19 protein-coding genes are annotated in these 20,182 nt (G+C 63.4%); 10 read left to right on the top strand and 9 right to left on the bottom strand.

The features are described from left to right. The first annotated feature begins 24 nt into the window (after positions 1-24). The 3 genes from GSQ90_RS03795 to GSQ90_RS03785 are packed head-to-tail and all read left to right on the top strand — an operon-like array spanning position 25 to position 3,224. Positions 25-369, top strand: a complete 345-nt coding sequence (locus GSQ90_RS03795; RefSeq protein ID WP_158813467.1) for a RidA family protein — start codon at positions 25-27, stop codon at positions 367-369. Positions 370-398: 29 nt separating this feature from the next. Then, positions 399-1,997: an amidohydrolase family protein gene (locus GSQ90_RS03790; RefSeq protein WP_158813465.1), complete on the top strand. Its 1,599-nt coding sequence runs from the start codon at positions 399-401 to the stop codon at positions 1,995-1,997. 39 nt (positions 1,998-2,036) lie between these two features. Continuing rightward, positions 2,037-3,224: a hypothetical protein gene (locus tag GSQ90_RS03785; RefSeq protein WP_158813463.1), complete on the top strand. Its 1,188-nt coding sequence runs from the start codon at positions 2,037-2,039 to the stop codon at positions 3,222-3,224. A 73-nt stretch (positions 3,225-3,297) separates the two neighbouring features. Here the strand turns inward: GSQ90_RS03785 and GSQ90_RS03780 are convergent, their stop codons facing one another. Next, positions 3,298-4,041: a TetR/AcrR family transcriptional regulator gene (locus tag GSQ90_RS03780; protein WP_158813461.1), complete on the bottom strand. Its 744-nt coding sequence runs from the start codon at positions 4,039-4,041 to the stop codon at positions 3,298-3,300. 239 nt (positions 4,042-4,280) lie between these two features. Between GSQ90_RS03780 and GSQ90_RS03775 the strand changes: the two genes are divergently transcribed. After that, the gene (locus GSQ90_RS03775; RefSeq protein WP_210254808.1) at positions 4,281-4,814 is read left to right on the top strand and encodes a cupin domain-containing protein; all 534 of its coding nucleotides are present in this window, start codon (positions 4,281-4,283) and stop codon (positions 4,812-4,814) included. 15 nt (positions 4,815-4,829) lie between these two features. After that, positions 4,830-6,227 (top strand): amidase, encoded by a 1,398-nt coding sequence (locus GSQ90_RS03770; protein WP_158813459.1) that lies wholly within the window; start codon positions 4,830-4,832, stop codon positions 6,225-6,227. Between the two features lie 64 nt (positions 6,228-6,291). Here the strand turns inward: GSQ90_RS03770 and GSQ90_RS03765 are convergent, their stop codons facing one another. The 6 genes from GSQ90_RS03765 to GSQ90_RS03740 form a co-directional block, all read right to left on the bottom strand. Next, positions 6,292-6,987 (bottom strand): GntR family transcriptional regulator, encoded by a 696-nt coding sequence (locus GSQ90_RS03765; RefSeq protein WP_158813457.1) that lies wholly within the window; start codon positions 6,985-6,987, stop codon positions 6,292-6,294. 12 nt (positions 6,988-6,999) lie between these two features. Next, positions 7,000-7,794, bottom strand: a complete 795-nt coding sequence (locus GSQ90_RS03760) for an ABC transporter permease (RefSeq protein WP_174247438.1) — start codon at positions 7,792-7,794, stop codon at positions 7,000-7,002. Further along, positions 7,791-8,633, bottom strand: coding sequence for an ABC transporter permease (locus GSQ90_RS03755; RefSeq protein WP_158813455.1), 843 nt, complete (start codon positions 8,631-8,633; stop codon positions 7,791-7,793). Before GSQ90_RS03755 ends, GSQ90_RS03760 begins: the two co-directional genes overlap by 4 nt. After that, positions 8,630-9,691, bottom strand: a complete 1,062-nt coding sequence (locus GSQ90_RS03750; protein WP_158813453.1) for an ABC transporter ATP-binding protein — start codon at positions 9,689-9,691, stop codon at positions 8,630-8,632. Before GSQ90_RS03750 ends, GSQ90_RS03755 begins: the two co-directional genes overlap by 4 nt. A gap of 63 nt (positions 9,692-9,754) precedes the next feature. Continuing rightward, positions 9,755-10,798 carry an extracellular solute-binding protein gene (locus tag GSQ90_RS03745; RefSeq protein ID WP_158813451.1) on the bottom strand — a complete coding sequence of 348 codons (1,044 nt, stop codon included), beginning with the start codon at positions 10,796-10,798 and terminating at the stop codon, positions 9,755-9,757. Positions 10,799-10,861: 63 nt separating this feature from the next. After that, positions 10,862-11,809, bottom strand: a complete 948-nt coding sequence (locus GSQ90_RS03740; protein WP_246731393.1) for an isopenicillin N synthase family oxygenase — start codon at positions 11,807-11,809, stop codon at positions 10,862-10,864. A 214-nt stretch (positions 11,810-12,023) separates the two neighbouring features. On the opposite strand from GSQ90_RS03740, the gene GSQ90_RS03735 reads away from it, so the two are divergent. Both GSQ90_RS03735 and GSQ90_RS03730 read left to right on the top strand, forming a co-directional pair. Beyond that, a complete protein-coding gene (locus GSQ90_RS03735; RefSeq protein WP_158813446.1) occupies positions 12,024-12,968 on the top strand; it encodes a nucleoside hydrolase in 945 nt (314 codons plus the stop codon). A gap of 124 nt (positions 12,969-13,092) precedes the next feature. Then, positions 13,093-14,367 (top strand): NAD(P)/FAD-dependent oxidoreductase, encoded by a 1,275-nt coding sequence (locus GSQ90_RS03730; RefSeq protein WP_158813444.1) that lies wholly within the window; start codon positions 13,093-13,095, stop codon positions 14,365-14,367. Positions 14,368-14,394: 27 nt separating this feature from the next. Here GSQ90_RS03730 and GSQ90_RS03725 read toward each other — a convergent pair whose 3' ends face one another. Together GSQ90_RS03725 and GSQ90_RS03720 are read right to left on the bottom strand one after the other, a co-directional pair. After that, the gene (locus tag GSQ90_RS03725; protein WP_158813442.1) at positions 14,395-15,528 is read right to left on the bottom strand and encodes an alpha/beta hydrolase; all 1,134 of its coding nucleotides are present in this window, start codon (positions 15,526-15,528) and stop codon (positions 14,395-14,397) included. 403 nt (positions 15,529-15,931) lie between these two features. Then, on the bottom strand, positions 15,932-16,807 hold the full coding sequence (locus tag GSQ90_RS03720; protein WP_158813440.1) for a LysR family transcriptional regulator: 876 nt from the start codon (positions 16,805-16,807) through the stop codon (positions 15,932-15,934). Between the two features lie 104 nt (positions 16,808-16,911). On the opposite strand from GSQ90_RS03720, the gene GSQ90_RS03715 reads away from it, so the two are divergent. From GSQ90_RS03715 to meaB, 3 genes are all read left to right on the top strand, one after another. Continuing rightward, the gene (locus tag GSQ90_RS03715; protein WP_158813438.1) at positions 16,912-17,922 is read left to right on the top strand and encodes a zinc-dependent alcohol dehydrogenase family protein; all 1,011 of its coding nucleotides are present in this window, start codon (positions 16,912-16,914) and stop codon (positions 17,920-17,922) included. Positions 17,923-18,062: 140 nt separating this feature from the next. Then, entirely contained in the window at positions 18,063-19,079 is a 1,017-nt protein-coding gene (locus GSQ90_RS03710) for an SLAC1 anion channel family protein (RefSeq protein WP_158813436.1), read from the top strand. 71 nt (positions 19,080-19,150) lie between these two features. Further along, on the top strand, positions 19,151-20,140 hold the full coding sequence (meaB, locus tag GSQ90_RS03705; protein ID WP_158813434.1) for a methylmalonyl Co-A mutase-associated GTPase MeaB: 990 nt from the start codon (positions 19,151-19,153) through the stop codon (positions 20,138-20,140). Positions 20,141-20,182: the final 42 nt, after the last annotated feature.

Below are 20,182 nucleotides of genomic sequence, written 5' to 3'. Positions count from 1 at the left end.
ACCCATGCAAGATAAGGAAACGACATGATCGAACGCTTTCAAATCAGCCCCCGAATGGCGCAGGCCGTGGCGGGCGCGACGACCATCCATATTGCCGGCCAGGTGGCGAATGATCGCAAGGCTGGCATCGAAGAGCAGACCCGTCAGGTTCTCGCCAAGATCGACGCCCTCCTGGCGGAAGCCGGCGCAAAAAAGTCCAATCTGCTCGCGGTCAACGTCTTCCTGCCGCACATCACCGATTTCGACGCGATGAATCGCGTCTATGACGCCTGGGTCGATTCCGCCCGCCCGCCCGCCCGCGCATGCGTTGAGGCGCGGCTCGCCGATCCGGATCTGCGTATCGAGGTCACTGCGGTCGCGGAACGCTGACTGACGGATTTGTTGTGAAGGAGAAGGCATTGCCCCAGGACACGCTGATCCGCGACGTGCGCGTCATCGATGGCGCAGGCGCGCCATGGTTCATCGGCGATGTGCGACTGTCGGGCGATCGCATCGGCGCCGTCGGCCCCGGGCAAGAAGTCGCTGGCGCGATAATCGTTGAGGGGAGGGGGCGTTATCTCGCGCCCGGCTTCATCGACGCTCATTGCCACGACGATCTGATCACATTGCGCGAACCGGCGCGGCCGGAAAAAATTCTGCAGGGCGTGACGACGGTCGTGGTCGGCAATTGCAGCTTTTCGCTTTACCCGACCGCCCATAGCGGGAAAGACCTGCTTCGCCAGCACTTCTCGTCACTGCTCGGCGAAACGCAGGCCGACGAAGTTTTCGACGACTTTTCCGCTTATCGCCAGGCGCTGCATGATCGTGGCGCGGCGCTGAACGTCGTCTCCCTGGTCGGTCATGCGGCGTTGCGGCTCGCCACAATGGGCTTTGTTCAGCGAGCGGCGAGCGCCGATGAGCGGCGGGCGATGCAGGATCTGTTAGCGCTGCAATTGGCTCAGGGGGCGGCCGGCCTGTCTCTTGGCCTGGTCTATCCGCCGAGCGCCTATGCCGACGAGGCGGAGTTGATCGCGCTCGCCGAAACGGTGCGCGACCATGGCAAACTCCTGGCCGCGCACATCCGCTCTTATGAGGCCGGGCTCCTCGCCTCGATCGACGAATTCATCGCTATCCTCCGCGCCGCGGGCTGCGCGGGCCTCCTGTCGCATCTGCAATCGGCGGGGCGACCCAATTGGGGAAGCATCCCGAAAGCGCTGACGCGGCTGGAGAAGGCGCGCGGCGAAGGCGTCGACGTCAGTTTCGATATGTATCCCTATCCCGCCGGCAGCAGTTACATCCTTCAGCTCCTGCCGCCGGAGGCGCAGGCGGGCGGCCATGATGCCTTACTCGCCCGCCTTCGCGATCCCGCCGCGCGCGCGGCGCTGCGCCGCTGGGTGGAGGTGGGCGGCGGCGACGCGCATATTCAATCCAAAGTATCGCTGATCGGTTGGGAGAATGTCCGGCTGTCGGCGATCGCCCATCAGTCCCTGAAGCATCTCGAAGGGCGGAACATGGTCGAAGCGGCCGCGCTGGCGCGGCTCGAGCCTTTCGATCTGATGGCGCAATTGATCGAGGCGGACCGCGGTCAAACGGGCATCGTGCTTTTCCAGCTCGACGAAACCGACTTGCGATGCGCCTGTACCCATCGCCTGCACATGTTCGGTTCGGACGGCTTGCCGCGCCCTGGGACGAAGCCTCATCCGCGCGCTTATGGCACGTTTCCGCGCGTTCTAGGGCATTTGACCCGCGACGCCGGCTGGTTTCCGCTGGAGGACGCCGTGCGCCGCATGACCTCAATCCCCGCCCAGCGCTTCGGTCTCGCCGACCGTGGGCTGGTGCGCGAGGGCTTGATGGCCGACCTCGTTCTGTTTGACGGGGACATTGCCGACCACGCGACCTTCGACGATCCGACGCGGCTTCCCTCAGGGCTTTCGCATGTTTGGGTCGCGGGCGTCGCCGTCGTTCTCGATGGTCAGCCGACCGGACGACTGCCCGGGCGCCTTATCGGCGCGCCGTGAAACGACGCGCCTTTCTCAACGACGGATCTGGAACAAATTATGCAACTTTCGATGTGGACTTATCCCTGGGACGTGCAGGATTGCGGCTTCGAGGCGACTGTCGCGGATTTGCGCGAGCGCGCGGGCCTCACGAGCGTCAGTCTCGCCGCCTCCTATCACGCCGGACGTTTCCTGCAGCCGCGCAGTCCTGTGCGGAAAGTCTATTTCCCGGAAGACGGCACGATCTACTTCCAGCCCGAAGCGCGGCGCTGGGACAAATCCCGCCTGAAGCCGAAAGTCGCCGACATCGTCAGGAATGGCGACGTGTTGCGCGATTTTGTCGATCAGCGGGCGCGAACCGGCTTGTCGGTCTCGGCCTGGACTGTGTGTTTGCACAATATGCGTTTGGGCTTGCTGCATCCCGATGTCGTCACCCGCAACGCTTTCGGCGACGCCAATCCCTTCAGCCTGTGTCCCTCCCATCCCGATGCGCGCGAATATGTGTGCGCTCTCGTTGAAGATATGAGCGCCAATTATCAGCCCGATGCGATCGAGCTTGAGACGCCCTGCTTCATGCCCTACGCCCACGGCTATCATCATGAGAAGGACGGCGTCGGGTTGACGGCGGAGGACGATTTCCTGCTGTCGCTTTGTTTCTGCCCCGCATGTCTGGCGCGGGCCGCCAAGACGGGCGTCGATGGCGAAGCGGCGCGCCGGACGACGCGTCGCCTGGTCGCGGAAGCTTTTGAGCGCGATATCCCGAGACCGCTCTGGCCCGATTTTCGGCGGCTGGGATTAGACGCTCTTCGCGACCATCCCGAGATTCAATATTATGCGCGGTGGCGCACGGAGCCCGTCACCAGTCTTGTCGCGGAAATTCGCAACCGGGCGCATCCAGCCAGCAAAATATATGTCATTGATATTCTGGATGGGTGGCTCGGCGGGTGCGACGCGGCCGCGCTCGGTCGCGCCTGCGACGGCATGATTTTTTGCGTGTACGATATGAGTGCAAAGGAAACCGGCGACGTCATCGCTAAAGCGCGCGCCGCCCTCGGTCCAGGGCGCTTCGTTGGCGCCGGTTTTCGAGTTTTTCATCCTGAAATGGCCGATAGCGCCGACTTGGTCTCCAAGACCTCGGCGGCGGTCGCGGCTGGCGCTGAAGGAATAAATTTCTACAATTTCGGTCTCGTGCCGGCGGCGCGTCTCGACTGGGTGAGAGCCGCCGCTGCCGCCGCGAGAGCGCTGTGAGGATATCGAAGCGGCCGATGGCGTCGAACCAAGCTGGAGCGTGATCGATCGGCCGGCCGCGACAGCCGGACATTCAAGCCATGCTGGCGTCGCGCTTCCGCCGGTTGGATCGGCCAGGCGTCTGCTTGGCGATGGCGGCCATGGCGAAATCCATCACATGGGCGCGCCTCGCATCAAGCGCGGCTTGACTCTCCATGTCGATGACGAGCGCCGCCTGCAGCGTGTAGATATTCGAGAAATAAAAGAACGAAAGCGCGCTGATCGAAATGTAGAAATTGTTCGGATCGACGCCCGCGCGAAAGACGCCCGCCTCCTCGCCGCGCCGCAGCGTTTTGGCGATGCGCTCGATGAGCGGAACGTAGATCGCTTGCAGCTTTTTCGACTGCCGGATATGCCGTCCCTTGTTGCTGTTTTCATCCGCGAGAAGCCTGACGAAAGCGCGGTTGGCGCGCAGATGGTCGAAGGAGATGCCGACGAGATGGCGCATCGCGGCGATCGGATCGAGCCGGTCGCTGTCGAATTCCGGATCCTGGGCGCGCGAGGCTTCATAGGCTTTTTCCAGAACCTCCAGATAGATTTTCTCCTTGGAGCCGAAGTGGTGAAACAGGATCTGCTTGCTGACGCCGGCGCTCTCGCAGATCTTCTCGACGCTCGCGCCGTGGAAGCCCAGCGCCGCGAATTCCCGATAGGCGGAATCGAGCAGCTTGCGGCGGGTGCGTTCCGGATCGCGCGCGCCGTTCGAAGGCTTGTGCTTGCGGGTCGGCGAAATGATGTGAACATCCGCCGCCTGTCGCCGCTGCTGCGCCTTCGTCTTCATCGCGGTCTCATCATCCAGTTTCGAGGCCATCATAGACGATCGCGAGCCTGCCGGAAAAGCAGTGCCTATGCGCCGTTCGAAATATCTTCCGCATCGACGACAGCCGCCGGCGCATATCCGGGCGCTTCAATCAATCAACCGATCGGTTGACAGGCGCGCGAATTTGCGCCTTGATCGCATCGTCTTTTGGCGCATCGCCCTGACCGGCGCGACGGTGCCGGGAAATGAAAGGAAGCGCCGTGACCCGCACAGCCATAACTCGCGAAGCGATGCTCAAGCGCACGGCGTTCTTCGACAAGCTCACGCCCAGTTCGCGCCCGCTCGTCGACGCGGTGCTGCCGCAGTTCCATCGCGAGATATTCAACATCATCGGCGGCGGAGTTACGGAAGACCCAACAATGGAAATCCCCATTCGCGATGTCGAAGGATTCCATATGTCGATCGTCAAAGCCGAGCCGCAGAAGGGCACCGGCCTGCATGACCACACGACGGTGGAAGTCTTCATGCCGTTGCAGGGAAGCTGGGCGATTCTCTGGGGAGACGAAGGCGAGAACGAACTGGTTCTGAACCCATGGGACGTGGTTTCAGTGCCGCCGGGCGTCAATCGGGGCTTTCGCAACGTCGGACCCGGCACGGGCCATCTGCTCGTCGTTCTCGGCGGCACGGATCCCGGCCGCGTCGCCTGGGTGGACGATGTGATGAACGCGGTGCGTGAGAAGGGCTTCGATCTCGACGATCGCGGCAAGATTGTCGGAGACGCCCCTAACGCCTGAACGAGGGAACTGGCGATGGTCGACGACGAACTTTGCTTCATCTCAGCGACGCGACTCGCTGGGATGATCGCGCGCCGCGAGGTCTCGCCGGTCGAGATCATGAACGCAGCGCTGGCGCGCGCCGAGCGCTTACAGCCGGTCCTCAATGTCTTTGCTGCGCTATGGGCCGACGAGGCGCTCGATCTCGCCCGCGCCGCCGAGGCGGCGGCGATGCGCGGCGATCCGCTCGGGCCGCTGCATGGCGTCCCGATCACAATCAAGGACAATGTCGCGATCGGCGGCAAGCCGATGCGGAACGGCTCGTTGTCTTCGCTCGATTTCGTACCCGCACAGGACGCCACCGTGACAGCGCGCGTGAAAGCGGCCGGCGCAATTGTGATCGGCGCGACGACGCTGCCGGAATTCGCCCATAAAGTGCTCACCGACAGCCCGGTCTATGGCGTCACGCGCAACCCCTATGATCTCCAGCGGACGCCGGGCGGCTCCAGCGGTGGCGCCAGCGCGGCGCTGGCGGCAGGGGTCGCTCCGCTCGCGATCGGCACGGATGGCGGCGGCTCGATACGCTGCCCGGCGGCTTGCACGGGCGTTGCGGGACTGAAAGCGACGCTCGGCCGCATCCCATTCGAGCAATTCCCTGACAGTTTCGTCAATTACGCCGCCGTCGGGCCGATGACGCGGGTGGTTGAAGATCTGCCGCTACTGCTCTCGGTGATGTCCGGTCCTCAGATCGACGACCCCTATTCCTATGCCGTCGAGCCGTTCATGCCGGCGCCGAAAAAGGAGCCTGTGCGCGGCCTGCGCATCGCCTGGATCGAGAATTTTGGCAATGTCCGTCCTGAAGCGGAAGTCGACGCGTTGACGAAACGCACGATTGAGAGGCTTGCCAGCGAAGGCGCTCATGTGGAGGCGGTGTCGACGCCGATCTTTCACAATGTGTTCGACACTTATGTCGTGATCGCCACGACCGCGCATGCGGCGCGGTTGGAATCGGTCGCGGCGCGATGGGGCGAGAAGATCACCGCGTCGTTGCGCCAAAGCATCGCGCGCGGGTTGAGCTATTCGGCCGCGGAATGGCAACGCGCGAGCGATCGCCGCAGCGTGCTGTTTCGGGCCGTGCAGCGCCTGTTCGAGCGCTATGACGTCATCGCCACGCCGACGATGAATGCGCCGCCGGTTGGTCTCGACGCCGGCGGCTCGATCGAGAGCCAGATGTATGCGGAATGGGCGGGCTACCTCTACCCATTCAACCTGACCGGCAATCCGGCGCTATCTGTACCTTGCGGCTTCACGGCGGGCGGCCTGCCGGTGGGACTGCAACTGGTTGGCGCCTATCATGACGAGCAACGGCTGATCGATGTCGCGCAGGCGATCGAGAATGCGGGCGGTTGGCGCGAACGGCGCCCCGCGTTCTGAAACGGCAGTCAGCCTGGGGCGGCTCGCTATGGATCGCGGACTTCCGGTGAGCGCGGCGCCGCGCTCAGCCCCTATCGCCGAATGTTCGCCGCACCAGCTTCCAGGCTTCCAGAACCAGCTCGCTCGTAACCTTTTCCGCTCGTCGCGGATCGCCTGTCCGGATCGCCTCGACCATATCGATATTGGCGCCGATCGAGAGCGCGATCATCGACGGCTCTTGGCAGAACGCCCAATGGCGATAACGAAGAGCGGCTTTGTTGACTTGCGCGAGGAGTCCCGCGAGCACGGGGTTGCGGCTCTGATCGTGCAGCACGTCCGTCAGCGCCACATTGGCGAAGAAGCAGTCTTCGACTTGGCCGGCATCGGCGGCGTCCTGCATTTTCTTCAGGCATAGGTCCAGCGCGCGCGCCGCCTCTTCCCGCCAAGGCGCCCGGGCGACGCTGGAGGCGGCGAGCGCCTCGAGCGGCGCCCGGCACGCATAGACATGATCTAAATTCTCCAGGGTCATCGGGGCGACGCGCACGCCATAGCCTGGTTTGCGCGTCACGAGCAGGCTTGCTTCCAATAGCCGCAAAGCCTCGCGCATCGGCGAGCGACTGACGCCAAACCGCGCGCAAAGATCAAGCTCGACCAGTTTTTCTCCCGGCTCCAACCGGCGCGTGACAATTTCGCGCTCCAGGAAGGGCGCCAATTCGATGGCAAGCGGCTTTCGCACCTGGGCGACGAAGCTGTCTCTCGAAGTAAAATCCGCGATCGCCAAGCGAATGTCCGTTCAGAATCGTTGTGTTTTCAAGCCTACCAGCTTTTCGCCGAGCAGGATTACGATCAATGTCAGACCGATACTGACGGTTGAGACCGCGGCAGCTTCCGGCGTGAAGTTGAAACGCAGGTAGTCGAAGAGTTGCAACGGCAGGGTGGCGGCGCCGACGTCCTTCAGAAGGAATGAGACGCCGAAGGCGTCAAAGGAGATGATGAAGGCGAACAGGCAGCCGGTGATCAGGCCGGGCTTCATCAGGGGAAGCGTGATGCGCCTGAAGACGGTCCATCGATCGGCGCCAAGGCTGCGCGAGGCGAGTTCCCAGTTCGGATCGAAGCCATGCAGAGACGTCACGACATTCAGGAAGACGAACGGCAGCGTAATCAGCACATGGCCGACAAGCATCGCCACCCAATATTTCGTGCCGACGCCGACCTGGTAGAAAAAGAAGAGAAGCGCCATCGCCGTCAGGATTTCGGGCAGGACAAGCGGCAGCAGAATGCCGATGCGCAGCGCTTCCTTGGCGGCCTTGGCGTAGCGCACGTAATAGAGCGCCGCGGCCGTGCCGATGACGGCGGAAATCGCGGTGGCGGCGCACGCCAGCCGAAGGGAGGTGGAGATCGCTTCGATGAAGACCGCGTTATTCAGGAAGGTGATGAACCATCGAAGAGAGAGGCCTTGCGGCGGGAAGGTGAGGAATGCCCCTGCGTTGAGCGAGGCGCCCACGACGACGACGATCGGCGCGAGCAGATAGAGATAGACGAGCGCGCAGAAAGCGCCGAGCATCAGGGAGGAGGCGCGCGTTCTCATCGCCAGCGCACCCGGGTCAGGCTGACGAACACCAGCACAGCGGCCGCGGTCGCCAAAGACAACATCAGCGCCAGCGCCGACCCCAGCGGCCACTGGAATTGGTCGAGCAACGTATCAACGACGATCATCGCCATCGTCTTGACGCGCATGCCGCCGACCAGCATCGGCGTCACATAGGCGCTGACCGCGAGCACGAAAACGAGAATCACGCCGGACTGGACGCCGGGCAGCGCGAGCGGAAGCACGATGCGTCGAAAGACGGTCATGCGCGAAGCGCCAAGCGAGCGCGCCGCATTTTCCAGCGCGGGATCGACAAGTTGCAACGCGCTCAGGATCGGTAGGATCATGAATGGCAGAAAGACATGGGCGAGCGCCACGACAATGCCGAAGGAATTATACATCAGCGGCAGGGGCGCGCCGATCAATCCAAGCTCGCGCAAGCCGCGATTGATGACGCCGTTGTTGCCGAGCAGGATGGTCCAGCCGAAGCTGCGAACCACGATGCCGACCAGCAGCGGCGAAAGCGTGAGGCCATAGAGAATGCCGCGCCACCGTGCGGTCGAACGGGCGATTTGCAGCGCGACCGGAAAACCCAGAACAAGACAAATCGCGGTGGTCGCCAGGCCGAGCCACAGCGTTTGGGCGAGGGCGCGAATATAATAGCTGTCCGAAAAGAATCTCGCATAGCTCTCGGTCGAGAAACCGAGGCCGTAAGGCGTCGATTGAGCGGGCGCGCGAAAGCTCATCACGATGATGTTGAGATAAGGAAGAATCAGGAAAACCCCGATCAGCATCGCCGCCGGAGCGATCAGGAAAAGGGGACGAAGCGAACGGTTCATCCCGCGTCCCGCAACGGCCAGAGTCGCGCGGGGTCGAGGACAAGACCTACGGTCTCGCCTTCGCCGAAGCGGGCAGGCGGCGGGACCTGCACGGTCAGGATGTTTTCGGCGAGCGCGATGCGATAGTCGACAAAGGCGCCGTGAAAATAGCGGCCGACCACCCGGCCAGTGAGGTGGGCTCGCGAATCATCGGCGGCGACGATGCGGATGGCCTCGGGACGGGCCATAATGTCGATGGTTGTGAAGTTCTTATCGGAGAGCGCATTCGGGATGGGGATGGCGCCGCCGGCGGTCCTGAGGCCGGTTGCGCCGCCGGCGGGGTCAGGCGCCGTGCAGGACAGGATGTTGGCCTGCCCGACAAAGGCCGCCACCGCCCGGTTGACGGGGCGATCATAAATTGTCTCGGGATCATCGGCCTGAGCAATGCGCCCGGCGAACATGACGACGACCTTGTCCGACATGGTCATCGCTTCGGCCTGATCGTGGGTGACATAGATGGTCGTAATGCCGACGCGCTGCTGGAGCTCCCGGATGAAGGTGCGCATCTCGTCGCGCAATTTCGCGTCGAGATTGGCGAGCGGTTCGTCGAGAAGCAGAATCTTCGGCTCGATGACCAGCGCGCGCGCCAAAGCGACGCGTTGCTGCTGTCCGCCGGACAATTCGCGCGGATAGCGCTTGCCGAGCCCGGAAAGCTGCACAAGTTCGAGCGCGGCATCGACCCGTCGCTTGATCTCGGGCCGCGACACTTTCCGCATCTCCAGCCCGAAGGCGAGATTTTGCGCGACGTTCATATGTGGGAACAGCGCATAGTTCTGAAACACCATGCCGATGTCACGCTGTTCGGGCGGCAGGCGCGAAACGTCGACGCCGTCGAACAATATCCGTCCGTCATCCGCCTCTTCGAAACCGGCAAGACATTTCAGCGTCGTGGTTTTTCCGCAGCCGCTGGGGCCGAGGAGCGAGACGAATTCGCCTTGCTTCACCTTCAGAGTGATTGCGTCGATCGCCGCATGGTCGCCATAACGTTTGACGAGCGAAAGAATGGAGACTTCAGTCATGAGCGGCCCTGGCTAAATCGGCTCTCTCCAGGCGCATGGTTGGCGACTGGCCAGCGCGCGGCGTCAAGCGCCAAATGTGTCGTTCCAACGGCGGGCGATCGTCTCCGCGTTCTTGTTCATGAACTCCCAGTCCCATTTGATGAAGCGCTCCATGTCATTGCCTGAAACGGGAACGTCGCGTCTCAGATCGGCCGGTATCTCGACCTTTCGATTGACCGGCGACACGAAGAAGGTGCGCATCAGCAGGTCCTGGCCTTGCGGACTCAGGATGAAATCGATGTAGGAATTGGCAAGATCGGACGTGGCCAGGCCTTTGGCGATGTTGAAGGTCTGATCCCACATCAACAGACCTTCTTCGGGGATAACGCAGTCGACGGGGAGTCCCTGGTTTCTCAGGCGCGCGATCTCGCCAAAGTCGAATGGCGCAATGACGACCTCGCCGGTCGACATCATCGTCGACATGTTGAAATCGGTTTGCATCACTTTGCCGAGTTCCGCGAGCTTCCGGAAGCCGACATCGATGTTGTGAATGTCTCCGCCATACATCAGCGAAGCGAGCATGAGCATCATTTTGCCCGCCGAGTTCTGGATGCTGTAGAGGCCGGTTTTGCCTTTGAATTCCGGGTTGTTCCAGAAATCCTTCCAGGATTTTGGCGATGTAGCGACCATATCGGTTCGATAGCCGATTCCGATGGGAGAAATCAGTCCGACCGCCGCCCAGCCGTCGGTCCCGGTCGCGACGGGATAAAGGTCGGCGTAACTGGGGATTTTATCGAGATTGAGTTTCTCGAAATGCCCTTCGGAGCGCAGCACCGTGGCGTAGATTTCGTTGGTCATCACGACGCCGTAAGGCGAATGTCCGACGCCGGCCGCGCGCATGTTCGTGGTGATGACGCGGCCGAGCGCGACGTCAAGCTTTGGCGCATCGCCGGTCTTTTTCGTGAAAGCGGGAAGCAGCGACGCGCGCCAGAATTGCTCCCAACTGCCGCCATAGGTTGTCACCACAAGCTCTTCGGCGGCCATTGCGATCGTCGGAAACTTGAGAATTCCAACGCCGGCGAGGCCGGCGAGCGCCAATAGGAGTTCGCGTCTGTTCGCTTCGATCATCGCTCGATCCCCATTTTCTGGAGGGTTTGACAGGCCTTCGTATGCGCATTGCTAGTTGAGAGTTCAGGACGCTTTCTTGCGGTAATCGTAGTTCTTGTTGAGCCGCTCCAGGAGGTAGTCGCCGTAAACGACTGGGGCGTGGCTCGGCTCTTGACCGCCCTCGAGGATCTGTGGCGGGCAAGCCACCGTGGCGTCCATGGAAGGGTCGAAGAAGAACGGCATGGAATAGCGGGCGACCGGCTTGAGGTTGCGCACGCGATGCGGCGTCGATGCGAAAAGCCCGTTCGACCAACGCTGCAGGATGTCGCCGACATTCATCACGAATGTGCCCGCAAGGGGCGGCGCGGCGATCCATTCGTTATGACGATTGCGGACTTCGAGGCCGCCAACTTCGTCCTGGCCGAGGATCGTGATGAATCCGTAATCGGTATGCGGCGCCGAACCGAACAGGCCCGCTTCGTCGGGCTGGCGCGGATAGTGGAGCAGGCGGAGAAACAGCGTTGGCTTCTGGAAGAAAGGCAAAAACCAGTCGCGGGGGAGATTGAGCGCCTCGGCAAGGCCGCCCGCCATCCTCATGCCGAGCCCGGTCATCTTCTCCATATAGTCCAGCGCGACCCCGCGGAATTCGGGCAATTCTTCGGGCCATTGATTCGGCCCTCGCAGAGGCTCGCCATAGGCAGGGTCATCCGGGGACACTTCCTGCATGATCATCAGCGACTCGCTCTGATTGGGGCGCGTCACCTTCGCCACGGTCGACGTCACGATGGTGGAAGACGAGAATGGCATGTAGCCGCGGTGATATTCGTTCATCACGATGCGCTGCTTGGCTTCCATCGGGAGCGCATGAAACGCCTGGGACAGGCCGCGCAACCGATCGATCATGTCCTGGGCTATTCCGTGTCCGCTGAGATAGGCGAACCCAGAGCGCTCGAGCGCGTTGCGCAGCGCCGCGACGGTTTTAGCGCGCGCTTCCTGGCTGCCGTCCGCCGCGAGAGAAGAGACGTCGATCACGGGGATTTCTGAAAACTCGCCTCGCATCATGAACTCCCGATTGGTATGAAAACTGCTATGGGATTCTGTATACAGGATTCGTGCCAACCAAGATAGAAACTGGACTTCCGCGGATTTCTGGCATTTTTCCTCCCTGCGCCTTTGAGCAGGTCATCTGCTGAAAGCCCAATTCATGGGCGGATCGCCTCCTCGCCCTTCATCCTGAGAGTTTTTTATGCATCGCGTGATCATCGACACCGATCCTGGACAGGACGACGCCTTTGCACTGCTGCTGGCGCTGGCCTCGCCGGAAATCGAGGTCCTCGGCGTCACGACGGTCGCCGGCAATGTGTCGGTGACGCAGACGGCCGATAATGCGCGCCGCATCCTGGAACTGGCCGGACATGGCGACGTCAAGGTTTTCGCCGGCGCGGAAAGGCCAATCCTGCGGCCGGCCCGTCCAGTTCCGGAAATCCACGGCGCGACCGGCATCGACGGCTGGGATTGGGCGCCGGCGAAGAAGGGCGCTGAGGCCAAGCATGCGGTCGATTGGATGGTGGAGACGCTCCTGCGCGAGCCGAGCGGCGACGTCAGCCTGATCGCTCTGGCGCCTCAGACCAATCTCGCCCTGGCGCTTTGCCGGGCCCCGGCGATCGCGGGCCGGATCAAGCGCATCGTCTTCATGGGAGGCGGGTATTTCGAGGGCGGCAATATGACGCCCGCCGCGGAATATAACATCCTTGTCGATCCCGAAGCCGCCGCCATCGTTTTGAATTCGGGCGTCGACATCGTCGCGACGCCACTCGATTGCACGCATAGCGCGCCGGCGCCTGTCGGCTGGTCGGCGGAACTTGAAGCGCTCGGCAGCGATGTCGGCCGCGCCTGCGGCGGCATGATGCGTTTCTTCGAGCAATACGGAAACCGGAAATATGGCACGCCGTCCCGCCCACTCCATGACGCGATCGCCGTCGGCGCTTTGCTATGGCCGGATCTTTTCGAGGGGAAGCGATGCCCCGTCGACATCGAATGCGCGGGACGCTTGACGACCGGCATGACGGTCGTCGATTGGCTGAGGCAGACGGGGCAGAAGGACAATTGTCTGTGGCTGCGCCATTGCACCGATCCTGTGGAGCTCTATCGCCGCATGCGAGAGGAATTGGCTCGCCTGCCGAAGACTTGATGCGGCGAGCGCCTGTGATGACCTTGGGCTCACGCGGGCGAGGCGATTTCGACGCGCCGCGCGACTGTCAAAACGCGCACAAAAATGCGATCGTCGGCCTCGGATCAGCATGGAAATCTATGGAATGACGAAGAGCGAGGCCGAAGTTGTGGTTGTCGGCGGCGGCGCGGCGGGAATCGCCGCTGCGCGCCGTCTGCAAGCGGCGGGCGTCGACGCGCTGCTTGTCGAGGCGCGGCCGCGGCTCGGCGGGCGGGCCTGGACGGTCGTCAGCGCGGCCGGCGTCCCGCTCGATCTTGGCTGCGGCTGGTTTCATTCGGCCGATCGCAACCCCTGGGTTGCGATCGCCGAGGCGCAGGGCTGCGCGATCGACAGGACGCCGCCGCCCTGGACGCGCCCCTGGGTTCAGGCCGGCGCTCTGGCCTTCGAAGGCGCCGCCTTCAGCGAGGCGCTGCAGGGCTTTCGCCGTCGCGCCGATTCTTTCGCCGAGGACGAGGCGGACCGTCCGGTGGCGGCGTTTCTTGAGCCGGGCAATCGCTGGAACGGTCTGATCGACGCGGTCAGCACCTATTACAGCGGCGCCGAGCTCGACCTCGTATCCGCGCGCGATCTCGCCCGCTACGACGATGATGGCGTGAATTGGCGCGTCGCCGAAGGCTATGGACGCGTCATCGCAGCCTATGGCGCCGATCTGGCGGTCGAATTCGATTGCAAGGTTGAGCGCATCGACCGTCGCGGCAAGCGATTGCGCGTGGAAACGACACGGGGCGCGATCGTCGCAAATGCGGTCATCGTCACGCTGCCGAGCAACCTGATCGCCGAGCAGCAAGATTTGTTCCTGCCGGCCCTGCCTGGGAAAACCGCGGCGGCGGCGGGCCTGCCCCTAGGGCTCGCGGACAAGCTGTTCCTTTCGCTGGCGAATGCGGAGGAGTTCGATCGAGAAAGCCGCGCTTTTGGCGCCGCCAATAGCGCCGCGACGGCGGCCTATCAATTCAGGCCGTTCGGCAGGCCGATGATCGAAGCCTATTTCGGCGGCGCGCTTGCGGCGGAGCTTGAGGCCGGCGGCATCGCCGCGTTCTTCGACTTCGCGGTCACAGAACTCGTCCGCCTGTTCGGCGCCGGCTTTGCGCGTCGCGTGGCGCCGCTCCAGCTCCATGGCTGGGCGAGCGATCCCCTCTCGCGCGGCTCTTATTCCTACGCCCTGCCAGGCAAGGCCGATTGCCGTTCCGCGCTCGCGGCGCCAGTGGACGACCGGCTCTTTTTCGCCGGGGAGGCCTGCTCGACGAACGATTATTCCACCGCCCATGGCGCATTTCTCACCGGCGTCGCCGCCGCCGATCAGGCGATCGCGGCGCTGCGGCGCGCGGGCGCGCATGCGTCGGCGGAGGGAGAGGCCAGTTAAGGGGGGGTCGGCGTCTTCCCTGCGTTTCTATTGCGTCGGGGGGGCCAAGGGCGTTGTGGCGACAGCCCCGGGGGCAGGCGGGGGCGCCGCGGCCGCAGGGACGACCGGCGGGGCGTTTGGCGCGCTGCTATCGCCGGTCGCGTCGATGACCGAAACCGTATTGACTTCCTGCGCCCTCGGCGCGGTCAATTGCGCGCCGATCGCATGGATCACATCGGGCGTGTCGGCATAGAGGCCGTGGCCGACAAGGCCATCCGAAAAGGAAGAGAGGTCGTAGACCTTGACGCCGAGCTCTTCGAGCGCCGCCTTGTCTTTCGGTTTTGCAGGGTCGATCGCGCCGACGCGCTGGCGGGCGTCGGCGATCCAGCTCGAGAGCGAAAGCGCGCGATCGTTGGCGGTGGCGAACACCGTCACGTCGGCGGGCGTTATGCGCGCCATTTGCTTGGCGAAAACGTCCATGTCGATATCCGGCGCCGCCAGCATCACCTCGCCCAGATGTCCGCCAAGATCGCGATCTCCCGAAATGGCGATTTCCCGCAAGGCTTCCATCGTCAGCCAGCAGCCCATCGAATGGGCGAGAATATGGATGCGCCCGAGGCCAGGCGTTTTGGCGAGATTTTGCAGCAATTCCTCGAATGCGTCGCGCGAGGCGGTCGCGCTATCCTTGTCCGAGGCATAGGCGAGCACGCCGCCGCGCGTCGGCCAGGTGAACAGGATCGGCACGCCGCCAAAATGGCTGTCGGCGGCGATCTGCCCGGCGCGCCAGCGCGCCTCTTCGAAGCTCGTATTGAAGCCATGCACGAAAACGAGAATGTCGCGGTTGACGCCGATGCGGCCCGAAATATGCGAGGCGAGTTCTGCGCGGAACTCATCGGCGTCGAGCTCGCGCCGGCCCGCGACGACGACATGGTCGCTCGCGTTGCCCGAACCCCACATCGGGCGCTCGATCGCGCCGGCCTTATGTCCTGGCGGAAAGGTCAGCGTCGTCAGCGCGTAGCGCGTGCCTTCCGTCGAGGCCTGTTGCGCCGCCGCGCCGCTTTCGCCCTTGCGCGTCGAGGCGATGAAAATCTGCACCATGCTCGGCCGGGCGGGCGGCGAATGGTCCAGCATGCCGCCCATCGAGCCGACGTAATTGGCCGCGCCTTCGACATCGGTCTCCATACAGGCGCTGACAAGCGCACATAACGCAAGGACGGCGAGGGGGCGGCAGGCCCGTCGAAGCCCTCGTCCATAGCGTTGCACGGCCGCGATCATTGACTAGTCCTTCGAAGCATGACCGCTTTGGGCCGGTATTCCAGAGCGGCTTGCACGCTGTGCGCCGGGCCGAACGAGCGTCTGGATAGAGAGTTGAGGCCGTTATTCGGCCATGGATATGGCGAGAATAGGACGCGCCGCCGATATGGCGAACGCGGCGCGCGTAAGGGCGCCGGTTTCGCGGGGCCCGACCGGCCTGGTGGGGTTAGCAGGCCTTGCGTCCGTCCAGGAGCGACGAAGGATTTGCGCCCGAAGGCCGGTCCCGGCCAATGCGGTTCTCAAATGCGGACGCCATGCCGTCGAGGTCCTGTCAACGACCATGCGTGGCAAGCGGTCGATTCGCGAGCCTTTCAATGACCAGGTCGAGCAGCTCGCGCATGCGGGCCAGGCGCCGTAGATCGCGATGGTATCCGACGAAGGTGTCCCGTCCCGGCGGCGGCTCATCGAGGGCCAACGCCACAATATTGGGCGTCGCATCGCCGAGCGGGCGTGGCAGAACAGCCAGCCCAGCGCCGTTTGCACAGAGTTGCGCTTGCACCTCGCGGTTGTTGCTCCGGCAGGCCACGATCGCATTCGGCAACAATCGTTTCAGCCACACGGCATCCGGCATTTCGGAGAAAGCAGTGTCCATCGTGATAACACGCGAGCCGGTTCCGTCGCCCAGACGGGGTCTTTCCGTCTCGGCCAGGCCATAGAGCGCGTATGAGATGTGCATCAAGCGACGCGATATGACCTCCGGCTCGTCGAAAGGCTTAATGCGAAACACCATGTCCGCTTCGCGTCGCGGCAGGCTGAAAAGGCGAGCGTCCGTCAGTAATTCGACGCAGACCTTTGGGTGTCGTCGGCCGAACTCAGCCAAGACCGGCGCCAGCATGAATGTTCCGAACCAATCGGAGGAGGAGAGCCGCAACATGCCCTCCAACTGCGCCTCCTGGCCGATCAACTCCCGCTGGAACGCCAGGACCTCCTCTTCCACACGCTCTGCGTGGCCGAGAACGGATGCTCCCTCGTCCGTCAGCACGAACCCCTCGCCTGTGCGCTGAAACAGCACCTGTCCGACTGCCGCTTCCAGCGCGCGCAGGCGGCGCCCCATTGTCGGTTGCGTTTGACCGAGCCTGCGCGCCGCCGCTCCGAGCGTGCCTTCACGCGCAACAGCTAGGAAAACGCGAAGATCGCCCCATTCCATCGCGACACCCGACCCAAACAGAGCTGCATGGACTTCGTGCAGTATCGATGATCGTCATGCGCAACGATAGCGCCGATGCTGCGCGCACAACAGGAGCCACAGCGATGATCACCCGTCCCACGATGCAAGCCGCGATCCTGGAGGCGCATGGCGCACCCTTCCGCCTCGGCGCGGTTAGCCGGCCGGTTCCCAGTAGAGACCAAGTCTTGGTGCGCGTGGCCTCGAGCGGCGTGAACCCGCTCGATACGAAAATCCATATGGGCGAGGCGGACCACGCGAGGCACCCGTTGCCGGCCATTCTCGGCATAGACCTCGCTGGCACAATCGAGGCGCTTGGGGCGGGCGTGACGCGCTTCCGGACTGGCGATGAGGTATTTGGCATGACCGGGGGCGTCGGCGGCCATCAAGGATCGCTGGCCCAATACGCCGCCGTCGACGCCAGCTTGCTAGCGCTCAAGCCAGCCAATCTCAGCATGCGGGAAGCGAGCGTTCTTCCGCTGGTTTTCATCACGGCCTGGGAGGGCCTGGTCGATCGCATGGCGGTCCGCTCCGGCCAGACCGTGTTAGTGCTGGGCGGCGCCGGCGGCGTCGGTCAGATGGCCATCCAGATCGCTGTAGCGCGCGGCGCTAAAGTGTTCGCAACAGGATCGCCGTCTAGTCGCGAGACGATTGAGCGTCTCGGGGCCGGCTTCATTGATCGCTCTGAGTTAGTGGAAGACTTTGTGCGCCGCCTGACTGGAGCCCGTGGCTTCGACCTCGTCTATGACACGATTGGCGGTAGAGCATTGGATGACGCTTTCGTTGCGGTCCATAGATTCGGCCATGTGGTCAGTTCGCTTGGGTGGGGGGCGCATGCGCTGGCGCCGCTGTCGTTCAGGGCCGCAAGCTATTCTGGCGTTTTCACCTTGCTGCCGCTCCTGACGGGTGAGGGACGCGCCCACCATGGCGAGATACTCGCCGAGGCGACCCGGTTGGCCGAGAATGGCCAGCTCTTGCCGTCGCTGGATACACGCCATTTCACGCTAGCGACGGTTGGCGAAGCGTACCGCGCGATCACGGATCGCACGGCGCGAGGCAAGCTTGCGGTCGATATCGGAGAGGGAGAGGGATCATGAGCGAACTCCTTCGATATCCCGCATTTTGGGTCAATCGTCTCCGAGAACCGTTCGATAGCTTGAGTTTCTCAGCCTGTCGCGAACGAAGCTCGCGACCGCGTCGACGATTGCGCATACTGTCCTTCCCAGGAGATCAGGCGATGAGTTCGAATATCGACGTAGCGAGCGTGGAGACAAAATCCCAAACCGCCGCCGCTTGGCGGCAGCTTGATTACTTGCCTATCGGCCTCTTTGGGTCCGTCATGGGCCTGACCGGACTGAGCGTCGCGTGGCGACTGGCGTATGCGCGGTATGGCGCGCCGGAATGGCTCTCCACGGCCATCGGTTGGGTAGCCATTGCAGCCTTTGTCGCCCTGACGCTCGGATATGCCGTGAAGCTGGCGACAGCGCCAGACGCGGTACTGGCTGAGTTCCGTCACCCGATCGCCGGCAATCTGTTTGGCACGTTTCTGATCAGCCTACTGCTGTTGCCGATCGTCGTTGCGCCGCTCAGCCTGCCCATTGCGCGTTGCTTGTGGGTGGTTGGCGCGGTCGCGATGGTGCTGTTCGCGTGGCTGATGATCAGCCGCTGGATGAGCGACCGGCAACAGGTCGCGCACGCGACGCCGGCCTGGATCATACCCCTCGTGGGCATGCTGGACGTGCCGCTTGCGTTGCCCTCGCTGGATCTGCCGCCCTTGCACGGCCTCATGGTTCTATCCCTGGCCGTCGGGCTTTTCTTCGCGGTTCCGCTCTTTACGCTGATATTTTCGCGACTGCTGTTCGAGCCGCCGATGCCGGATGCGCTGAAACCGACACTGTTGATCCTGGTCGCTCCCTTCAGCGTCGGCTATTCGACCTATGAAGTTGCGACCGGACAATTGGACCTGTTTGCGCAGTCGCTCTACATGCTGACGCTGTTCGTGCTGGCGGTATTGTTGGGGCAATTACGCAATTTGATGATGTGCTGTCCGTTCAAGGTGTCGTGGTGGGCCGTCAGCTTTCCGCTCGCGGCGTCCAGCATCGCCGCTCTGCGCTTCGCCGCAGCCCAGCCGAGCCTCACGACGGACGCCATCGCCATCGCGCTACTCGCCTTGGCGACGTTCGTGATCGCGGCGCTGCTTGGCCGCACGTTGCTGGGTATTGCCCAAGGCGAACTGCGGACCCTGAGCGCGTGAGAACCGGCTTCGTCTGCCGACCCGCGATGTTTGCGGCCAACCTCAGGTCAGAGCGGTGGTAAACTGCGTTCATGCGAGAACGCGAATCGTCCCCTGAAGATATGGCGCAAAGGCTTCGCTCGGGAGACCGGGCGGCGCTGGCGCGCGCCATCACGCTCGTCGAGAGCCGGAGAAGCGACCATCAGCGCACTGCAAGGGCGCTGGTCCAGCGCCTTGCGCCCTCGACCGGCGCGGCGATGCGCGTGGGGGTCACCGGCGTTCCCGGCGTCGGCAAATCCACCTTGATCGACACGCTGGGCTCCAATCTCACTGCGCGCGGCCATCGGATCGCCGTTCTGGCGGTCGATCCTTCGTCGAAAAGCTCGGGCGGCTCGATTCTTGGCGACAAGACGCGGATGGCGCGACTGGCGGTCGATCCCAACGCGTTCATCCGCCCCTCGCCGTCAGCGGGGACTTTGGGCGGCGTCGCCGCGCGAACGCGCGAGACGATGATCCTTTGCGAAGCGGCCGGTTTCGACATTCTGCTGATCGAGACTGTTGGCGTCGGCCAGTCGGAGACCGCGGTCGCCGACATGACCGATTTCTTCCTCGTGCTGACGCTGCCGGGCGCCGGCGACGAATTGCAGGGCATCAAGAAAGGCATCATCGAACAGGCCGATATGGTGGCGGTCAACAAGGCGGATGTCGATCCCGCCCGCGCACGGGTCGCCGCGACCGAATATAGCGGCGCCTTGCGCATTCTTGCGCCGGCCTCGCCGAACTGGACGCCGCCGGTGGTGCTGGTCTCCGGTCTCGCCAATGAAGGCCTCGCGGAAATGTGGAGCGAGATCGAACGCCATCGCGCTGTGCTCGGCGCCAGCGGCGAACTCAAGCGCAAGCGCGAGCGCCAGCAGATCAAATGGATGTGGGCTTTGCTCGAAGAGCGTCTGCTGCGGCGCGTGCTCGACCATCACGCGGTCAAGGCGCGGCTTGTGCAAATCGAGCGCGAGGTCGGGCAGGGCGCCTTGTCGCCCGAAGCGGCGGTGGAGCAGATTCTGGGCAGCGCCGGCCTTTCGTCATGATCGTTCCGGTTAAGGGCGCCGATCGGACGAAAGGGGGGCGGC

The sequence above is a fragment of the Methylocapsa sp. S129 genome, from assembly GCF_009765995.1.
Lineage (GTDB): Bacteria > Pseudomonadota > Alphaproteobacteria > Rhizobiales > Beijerinckiaceae > Roseiarcus.
Note: the sequence above shows the minus strand (reverse complement) of the source record. Positions and strands in the feature narration are given on the sequence as shown.